This window comes from Massilia jejuensis, from assembly GCF_042656795.1.
Classification (GTDB): Bacteria; Pseudomonadota; Gammaproteobacteria; order Burkholderiales; family Burkholderiaceae_D; genus Telluria; species Telluria jejuensis.
In genome coordinates, this window is the sequence record NZ_JBHSMS010000032.1 from 1 (window position 1) to 5000 (window position 5000).

Annotated in this window: 8 protein-coding genes and 1 pseudogene; 7 read left to right on the forward strand and 2 right to left on the reverse strand. The window is 60.0% G+C overall.

The window, feature by feature from the left end; all coding sequences use genetic code 11:
• Positions 1-270 (forward strand): integrase core domain-containing protein (locus ACFPOU_RS09595; RefSeq protein WP_379719883.1); only part of this gene is annotated, 270 nt, incomplete at its 5' end.
• Between the two features lie 260 nt (positions 271-530).
• Here ACFPOU_RS09595 and ACFPOU_RS09600 read toward each other — a convergent pair.
• Positions 531-875 (reverse strand): protein tyrosine phosphatase family protein, encoded by a 345-nt coding sequence (locus ACFPOU_RS09600; protein ID WP_379719886.1) that lies wholly within the window; start codon positions 873-875, stop codon positions 531-533.
• Between the two features lie 100 nt (positions 876-975).
• Here ACFPOU_RS09600 and ACFPOU_RS09605 point away from each other — a divergent pair, with 100 nt between their 5' ends.
• The 6 genes and pseudogenes from ACFPOU_RS09605 (at position 976) to ACFPOU_RS09630 (ending at position 4518) form a co-directional block, all read left to right on the forward strand.
• On the forward strand, positions 976-1314 hold the full coding sequence (locus tag ACFPOU_RS09605; protein WP_379719889.1) for a metalloregulator ArsR/SmtB family transcription factor: 339 nt from the start codon (positions 976-978) through the stop codon (positions 1312-1314).
• Complete coding sequence (locus tag ACFPOU_RS09610) at positions 1304-1735, forward strand: YeeE/YedE family protein (RefSeq protein ID WP_379719892.1); 432 nt, start codon at positions 1304-1306, stop codon at positions 1733-1735. The genes ACFPOU_RS09605 and ACFPOU_RS09610 overlap by 11 nt, the downstream gene beginning before the upstream one ends.
• 10 nt (positions 1736-1745) lie before the next feature.
• On the forward strand, positions 1746-2183 hold the full coding sequence (locus ACFPOU_RS09615; RefSeq protein WP_379719895.1) for a YeeE/YedE family protein: 438 nt from the start codon (positions 1746-1748) through the stop codon (positions 2181-2183).
• 28 nt (positions 2184-2211) lie between these two features.
• Positions 2212-3003 (forward strand): sulfite exporter TauE/SafE family protein, encoded by a 792-nt coding sequence (locus ACFPOU_RS09620; protein WP_379719898.1) that lies wholly within the window; start codon positions 2212-2214, stop codon positions 3001-3003.
• A 34-nt stretch (positions 3004-3037) separates the two neighbouring features.
• The gene (locus ACFPOU_RS09625; RefSeq protein ID WP_379719901.1) at positions 3038-3739 is read left to right on the forward strand and encodes an MBL fold metallo-hydrolase; all 702 of its coding nucleotides are present in this window, start codon (positions 3038-3040) and stop codon (positions 3737-3739) included.
• A 30-nt stretch (positions 3740-3769) separates the two neighbouring features.
• Positions 3770-4518, forward strand: a pseudogene (locus tag ACFPOU_RS09630) (MBL fold metallo-hydrolase).
• Between the two features lie 35 nt (positions 4519-4553).
• Here ACFPOU_RS09630 and ACFPOU_RS09635 read toward each other — a convergent pair.
• Entirely contained in the window at positions 4554-4997 is a 444-nt protein-coding gene (locus tag ACFPOU_RS09635; RefSeq protein ID WP_379719904.1) for a DsrE family protein, read from the reverse strand.
• Between the last annotated feature and the right edge of the window lie 3 nt (positions 4998-5000).

Below are 5000 nucleotides of genomic sequence, written 5' to 3' on the forward strand. Positions count from 1 at the left end.
TATCGCAAGCTGGTCGAGCAATTCGGCATGAAAGCCTCGATGTCGCGCAAAGGCAACTGCTATGATAATGCCCCGATGGAAAGCTTCTGGGGCAGCTTGAAAAACGAGTTGGTGCATCATCAGCGCTATGCCACGCGGGCCGATGCGCAGTCCGCAATCCAGGAATACATTGAAAGCTTTTATAACCGCCAGCGCCGTCACTCACGCCTTGGCAATGTTCCGCCAGCGTTGTTCGCTGAATCCTTTAGCAAACAGGCGCAGGCGGCTTGAAACACGAGTGTCCGCTATTGACAGTACACCTCAATTTACGATCACTGAAACCCGAGTTGCGTCCTGAGCGCTGGACGGCACGGGAAATACCGCTAATTTGCTGAAAAACTGGACGTAGCTGCCTTAAAAAAACCGCTTCAAAAAATCCTGGCGCGTCTCCATCAGCAAGAACGCGCGCAAGCGCCGAAATCGCTAATTGATCAGTGCTTCCTTAGAGCTGCGCTTAAATCTCATCGACCAGGAATTATGCGCCGAAACTCCTAGCCAAGGCGTCGAAAGGGAGCTGAAAGCTGCCATAAGGCCTCAGCGCGCAAGCCTGTACGGCAGTAGGCCAGTACTGGCTTGGATGCATTGGCATACAGCGCAGCAAAGGCCACGACCTCGCTCGGGGTGATTTTTCCTGGCACAACCGGCAAGTAGTGCGCTTGCACGTCGCACGCGGCCGCCTGCTCTGCCACTGCGGCGAACGCTGGCTGGTCGGTAGCCTCGCCGTCGGGGCGATTGCAAATGATGGTGGCAAGACCCGCATCGCGCAGCTCAGGCAAGGATTCAGGCGACACTTGCGAGGTGATTGCGAAATCTTTATCAAGGTAACGGATGCTCATGTGATCTCCTGGTAATGGAATTCGACAACAATCTATTGGAATATATATCGTAAGTACATATAATATCTTGAGGGATAACGAAAGACAAGAAGGATTCACGATGAGCGTTGTACAAAAACTGGACCTCCAGGCGATGCAATCGGCCGCAAGTCAGGCATGCGGCTTGCTGAAAGTGCTGGGCAACCCTGACCGGCTGCTCCTGCTGTGCCAGCTGACACAAGGAGAGTTCTGTGTCAGCGAGCTCGAAACACTGCTGCAAATCCAGCAACCGACTCTGTCCCAGCAGCTTGGGGTGCTACGCGAGGAAGGGCTCGTCAGCACTCGGCGCGAGGGCAAGCAAATCTTCTACAAGATCGACAGCCGCGAAGCGACGGCGATCATGCAGGTCCTTTATGAATTGTTCTGCCAGCAGGCAAAGGAGAAACGACATGACGATTGACTGGGTACATTTCACGCCGCAGGCGGCACTTGCCGGCGGAGTACTGATCGGACTGGCCGCGTCGGCCTTCGTCCTCTTCAACGGCAGGATTGCCGGCATCAGCGGGATTCTCGGCGGCTTGCTGCGCGTAGAGCGCGGCGACGCCGGCTGGCGCGTGGCCTTCCTGGCCGGCCTGCTTGCAGCACCCGTCCTGTACGGCCTGTTCACGGCGCTCCCCGAGGTCACGATCGATGCCGGCTCCGGCACGCTGGCGGCCGCTGGCCTGCTGGTGGGTATCGGTACCCGCTACGGCGCCGGCTGTACCAGCGGCCATGGCGTCTGCGGTATTTCACGCATGTCGCGGCGTTCGCTGGTCGCGACCGCCGCGTTCATGTTCGCCGGCTTCGTCACGGTCTATCTCGTGCGCCACGTAATCAACTGAAGGAATTGACATGCAAATCTTCATGGCTTTAATGGTTGGCCTCTTGTTCGGCATCGGCCTGATCGTGTCCGGCATGAACGATCCCGCCAAAGTGATCGGGTTTCTTGACCTGGCAGGCAATTGGGATCCTTCGCTCGGCTTCGTGATGGGTGGTGCGATCCTGGTGGGGGTGTTAGCCTTCGGCGTGGCGCGCAAACGCAAACGTTCCCTTCTGGGTGCTCCCATGCGCCTGCCAACAGCGACCGTCATCGACCGCCGCCTTGTGCTCGGCTCGCTCGCCTTCGGCACTGGCTGGGGGCTGGCCGGCTACTGCCCCGGTCCTGCCCTCGCATCGCTTGCGACAGGCGACGCCAAGCCGCTGCTTTTCACGCTTGCAATGTTGGCCGGGATGGCGCTGTTCGAGGTTCTCGAACGGGTCGCGGCCGCACGCGCGCAGGGCAAGGCCTGAATATGAACGCGTCGACCGGACGGCGGACATGCTGACCAGCATCGGACTAGGACTGGTGGTGGGGGTTATCCTTGCCCTGACCGGGGCCGGCGGCGGCATCCTGGCCGTCCCGCTTCTGATTTTCGGCACCGGCGCCAGCGTCGCCGAGGCTGGGCCGATCGGACTCATGGCGGTCGGCATGGCCGCGGCGCTGGGGGCGGTGCTCGGCCTGCGCGCCGGGATCGTGCGCTACCGCGCCGCCGTGCTGATCGCAGCCACCGGCATGCTGCTGTCGTCGGCTGGCCTGTGGGCAGCACGGCAAATCGACGGCCGCTGGCTGGCCGTGTTGTTCGCGCTGGTGCTGCTGTTGGTTGCGTTGAAAACATTCAGGCAGGCGTCCGGGAAGGGCACCACCGCCAGCGCCGAGCATATCGTGTGCAAGCGGAACGGCGAGTCCGGCCGCTTCATCTGGACCCGTCCGTGTGCCATGGCCATGACCCTGTCAGGCGGTCTCGCCGGCTTGCTCTCGGGGCTGCTCGGCGTGGGCGGAGGCTTCGTCATGGTGCCGGCATTGCAGCGCTACACGGACCTGCCAATGAAATCGGCCGTGGCGACGTCGCTGGCTGTCATCGCCCTGATCTCGCTGATGGGCGTTACAGCCACCGCCGTCAGCGGCCATTTGGACTGGGCGCTCGCCCTGCCCTTTTCGGCAGGCGCGCTTGCAGGAATGCTCGGTGGCCGCTCGCTCGCATCCCGTCTTGCCGGCCCCCAGTTACAGAAGGGTTTTGCATCCGTCTCCGCCCTTGTTGCCATCGCGATGATCGTCAAGGCAGTGTCGTAAAGAACTCCCGTTACCATTAATCGAGGAAACCAAGATGAACCTGAATCCCATCCAGCTGTTCGATACCGAATCGTCGACCTTCACCTATATCCTGACTGGACCGGGGTCGAACCAGGCCGTCATTATCGATCCCGTGGACCATCACTGGGAGCGCGACCTGCGTCACCTGGAGCGCCTCGGGCTACAATTGGTCTATGTCCTGGAAACGCACGCGCACGCCGACCATGTCACTTCCGCCGGCAAGCTGCGCGAACTGACCGGCGCGCAGGCAGCCGTTCCAAGCGGTTGCGGCATCGCTCCTGCCGAACTCCAGTTGAATGACGGCGATGTCATCCGCTTCGGCGATGGCGAGGAAATCAAGGTGCTGCATACGCCTGGCCACACAGCCGGCAGCATGAGCTATATCTGGCGCGGCAATGCCTTCACCGGCGACACGCTGCTGATCGACGGATGCGGTCGCACCGACTTCCAGAGCGGTAGCAGCGACGCCCTCTACGACAGCGTGAGCGCGAAATTGTTTTCGCTGCCGCAAGAAACGCGCATGTGGCCAGGGCACGACTACAAGGGCCAGGCAGTCTCGACGATCGGCTGGGAAAAGCGCCATAACGTGCGCTTGGCCAATCGCAGTCGCGAAGATTTCTGCAAGTTGATGAGCGAACTGAATTTGCCCAAGCCGAAGCTGATCGATGTCGCCGTGCCGGCAAACCAGAACCTGGGTCTGCCTCACGGCGCCTGACACCAATCAATTCATGCAGGAGGTAACGCCATGATTTTCCGCCAACTCTTCGAGTCCGTCTCCAGCACCTACACCTACCTGCTGGGCAATGACCAGACCGGTCAGGCGATCCTGATCGATCCTGTCATCTCCAGCATGGACCGCGACCTCGACGTACTTCACAGCCTGGGCTTGCGCCTTGCATACACGCTCGACACCCATATCCATGCCGACCACATCACTGCCGCGCTCGAACTCAAACGCCGGACTGGCAGCAAGATCGCTGCGCCGGCCTTCGACCGCCTTGCCTGTGCCGATGTCGGTATCGAGGAAGACAAGCCGTTCGGGATGGACGGCCTCCTCCTCCAGCCGCTGCATATCCCCGGCACACGGATGGGCATTTTGCCTACCTGCTGGGCGACCGCGTGTTCACCGGCGACGCGCTGCTGATCGAGGGCTGCGGTCGTACCGACTTCCAGAACGGGGATGCCGATACGCTGTACCGGAGCGTTACCGAAAAGTTGTTTGCATTGCCGGACGAAACCCTCGTATATCCTGCGCACGATTACAAGGAACGGTTCGTCACATCGATTGCTCAGGAAAAGCTGCGCAATCCACGGCTGGGAAAAGGCAAGACGCTGGAGGAATTTAGGGAAATCATGGCCAACCTGAATTTGCCCTACCCTACTTTCATCGACCATGCGGTACCGGGCAACCGCCAGTGCGGCGTGTGCCCTACTGACCTGCCCGATAACCTCGTCCGCTATTGCCAGCAGATGAGCGCCAGTCCGCAAGGGTAAGACGAATCGGGGTTCGGCGCCGCAATCAGCCATCGTCACGGTTTCAGATAGCCATAACCTTCCTGGAACTGAAGGCGCGCCACTTCCGCCACGCCTGAGGGCACAACCGTGGCTTCCGGCAGGATGCGCTTGCGGTCAATCTTGCGCGCTTCCAGCGTGTTATTGCAGACCCGGAACTTGACGTTCCGGTTCGCCAGTTCCTGTACGACTGAATCGTAGGGGGTGCCGTTCTTGTCCTTGGCATCCTCGATCAGGAAGTCGATTCCCGGTCCATGCAGCTTTGTTGCGTAAATCAGGCTCGGCCAGCTTAGGACGCGTAGGTCTGGTAGCCTGAACAGCATGAAACCAGCTCCACAGAAGTACCGCACTGAATCGCCACGACTATTGTAGACACTCCTGAGCCATAATATAAGGCACAAGGAGAAGGTATGAGCGGCAAGCGGTACACAGAGGAATTCAAGATTGCAGCAGTCAAGCAGGTA

What these genes read in the sequence shown, in the direction of transcription:
- ACFPOU_RS09600 (WP_379719886.1), bottom strand. Translation starts at nt 875, where the DNA reads ATGAGCATCCGTTACCTTGATAAAGATTTCGCAATCACCTCGCAAGTG.
- ACFPOU_RS09605 (WP_379719889.1), top strand. Translation starts at nt 976, where the DNA reads ATGAGCGTTGTACAAAAACTGGACCTCCAGGCGATGCAATCGGCCGCA.
- ACFPOU_RS09610 (WP_379719892.1), top strand. Translation starts at nt 1,304, where the DNA reads ATGACGATTGACTGGGTACATTTCACGCCGCAGGCGGCACTTGCCGGC.
- ACFPOU_RS09615 (WP_379719895.1), top strand. Translation starts at nt 1,746, where the DNA reads ATGCAAATCTTCATGGCTTTAATGGTTGGCCTCTTGTTCGGCATCGGC.
- ACFPOU_RS09620 (WP_379719898.1), top strand. Translation starts at nt 2,212, where the DNA reads ATGCTGACCAGCATCGGACTAGGACTGGTGGTGGGGGTTATCCTTGCC.
- ACFPOU_RS09625 (WP_379719901.1), top strand. Translation starts at nt 3,038, where the DNA reads ATGAACCTGAATCCCATCCAGCTGTTCGATACCGAATCGTCGACCTTC.